Origin of the sequence: Streptococcus parasanguinis (assembly GCF_001073155.1) — a bacterium.
GTDB lineage: Bacteria > Bacillota > Bacilli > Lactobacillales > Streptococcaceae > Streptococcus > Streptococcus parasanguinis_D.
In genome coordinates, this window is the sequence record NZ_JVEE01000009.1 from 1 (window position 1) to 1,961 (window position 1,961).

1 protein-coding gene is annotated in these 1,961 nt (G+C 31.0%); it reads right to left on the minus strand.

The features are described 5' to 3' along the window. Positions 1-1,006, minus strand: a 1,006-nt coding sequence (locus tag ADH92_RS00675; protein ID WP_049495968.1) for an Abi family protein, incomplete at its 3' end; no start/stop codon positions are given. Positions 1,007-1,961 lie beyond the last annotated feature (955 nt).

The following is a 1,961-nucleotide window of genomic DNA, read 5'->3' on the forward strand; positions in this document are numbered from 1 at the left end:
AAAGTCTATTGATTAGAATACTATTTCCCGTCCTATATCTGGTTATGAGACCAAAGTGTGCCAATTGGTTTCTCAACTCACGCAGTATTTCACAAGCGTTAATAAATTTTTCTCGACTCCCACTAATAGAGGAATCAAATCCCATCTCACTCATAATTTTATTTTGTATAGCAATGTCTAATCCTTGGAATAAAACCAGCAAGTCATTCAACATTAGTGTATCAATAATAACCCAAAGCGGAGGATTTTTATAGCTAGAAATATATGGATATTTAATTTTACAGAAGTCTGAATAAGATAATTCAAAAAATCTTCCCTCTATGTTATTAATTTGAATCGTCACATTCATAGAACCGTTTAATGAAGAAATATTACTAGGAGTATTAGAAGCTTTTATTGAAAATCTCCCTCGATATTGATTTATTTTAAGGTCATCAACTATTCCATCAAAATCACCTTCTAGGTTGTAATATACATCTCCGTTACGAGTATGAGAGGTACTAATTTTACCTGTAAACATTACATCTTTAATCTTGGCAGAAATAGTATGCACTCTAAAAAAAGAATGCGTTTTTTTATTATCTCCATGAGTATAAAAATACTCTGTAAAAGAATTTCGATTGTGTGCTATCGGTAGCACATAACAATTGATATCTAAATACTTTAAGTTAGAAGCAATACCATTATTGCAATGAACTTTTGAAAATTCGTATGCAATTCTCGACTTCAGTTCAACCTCAATCTTTTCGATTTCTTGAAATAGGTACTTAGCTATATTTCTATCCAATGTGTATATTCTCTCAAAATCTTTAAAAGAGACTCTTTTCATATATTTTTTAGGGTTAGAGGTCTCCAAAAAAATAGTTTCAAAACCATTTATAGAATTAAAATAATTTTTCTGCTGAATAAAACTTACCATCCCTGGCTCATCGGTAATCTTCAAATTCCTGCCCCGTTGAATCAAAATCTGCTCTTCAATAGTTTTAAACGCTTTTTCTCTAGTCATATTTTATTATCCATCTGCAATATCTTTGATTATATTATATTTTCGAAAATATAACTATCAAATATAAAAGCCTTAATAGTTATTTTTCTTGTTTACTTTCAAAGTCATTCAACAATTTCAGTATACCACAAAAACGCAAATTAGGCTGTAACGAAAATGTTTTCCAGCTGTTATTACAGCCTTTCTTTTTCTATAACTGTACCTCAGTTCCCTCTGTGAAGGGTACTCTAATTTTCCTATCCTCTTAAATGCTGATGTGGTCTAGAAGTTGATTCATCATAACTCATTCAAATTTATCTAAATCTAGTATCTGATACATCTGCTTAGCATAGTCCTTATGAAGAAGATTTGTTGCTTGCTCTAGCAAAATAAAAATTACTTGATACCTCTAATCACGTACCTCTCATCATAGATTTTATAAATTACAAATAATCGTAATCCACCTACTTGTCGTCACGATGCAACCCGCTATATATTATCAGCTACTGATCCTTTTTAAACGTTGGATAGAATTTGTTTATATAGGAGGTGAAAGTTTTGACATCAATGCTACAGCCCCGTTATAATGCATCTGTGGGACTCAAAAGGTTTGGGAGTTCAAAGCTCCACTGGAGCTTTGAAATAAAAAAGCGAGAGATTTAGCTACGTTTCACTAACAAACTTACACACTCAATATGTGGTGCTAGTATACTCCTATATTAAAGAACGAAAGTAACTGAGTTGTTGTTTAAAATTAAAATGTAGAATGAAACTATTTTATAGTTACCATTTTTCAACTTTATAGCTGATAATTGTCACTTAAAAAATTTACTTGCTAACTTGTAAACTTGTTGAGTCTCTTTACTTTTAACGTCCCAACTACCAAATTCTTCTTTAATCAACTCTTTTATTATTCAGCTTTTTTCTCAATCAAATACCAACTAGGAATGATTTGCTTCATATCATCATACCATTC